The following is a 575-nucleotide window of genomic DNA, read 5'->3' on the forward strand; positions in this document are numbered from 1 at the left end:
AGTACAACCAGATGTTCACGATGCACGCCACCACGATGGTGTTCCTATTCGTGATGCCGATGGCGGCCGCGTTCGCCAACTATCTGATCCCGCTGCAGATCGGCGCACGCGACGTCGCGTTCCCCCGTTTGAACGCACTGTCCTTCTGGGTCTTCCTGGCCGGCGGACTGTTCCTGAACTCGTCATGGTTCCTTGGGGGCGGTGCCGACGGCGGGTGGTTCATGTATGCCCCCAACTCCGACGTTCCGTTCTCACCCGGCAATGGGATCGACTTCTGGGGACTCGGGTTGCAGATCACGGGCATCGCCTCCCTGGTCGGCGCGATCAACCTGATCGTGACCTGTCTGAACATGCGTGCCCCGGGCATGTCGCTGTTGAAGATGCCGATCTTCACGTGGATGGCCTTGGTGACCCAGTTCTTGTTGCTGTTCGCCATCCCGGTGATCACCGTGGCGCTGTTCCTGCTGATGTTCCAGCGGTCCTTCGATGCGACGTTCTTCTCCGTCGACAAGGGCGCCGATCCGTTGCTGTGGCAGCACTTGTTTTGGATCTTCGGTCACCCCGAGGTGTACATC

The 575-nt window shown here is 60.3% G+C and carries 1 protein-coding gene; it reads left to right on the forward strand.

Annotated features, from left to right (window positions below; translation table 11 throughout):
• Positions 1 to 575, forward strand: a 575-nt coding sequence (locus ON45_RS20585) for a cbb3-type cytochrome c oxidase subunit I (protein WP_040496674.1), incomplete at both ends; no start/stop codon positions are given.

Origin of the sequence: Ilumatobacter nonamiensis YM16-303 (assembly GCF_000350145.1) — a bacterium.
Classification (GTDB): Bacteria; Actinomycetota; Acidimicrobiia; order Acidimicrobiales; family Ilumatobacteraceae; genus Ilumatobacter_A; species Ilumatobacter_A nonamiensis.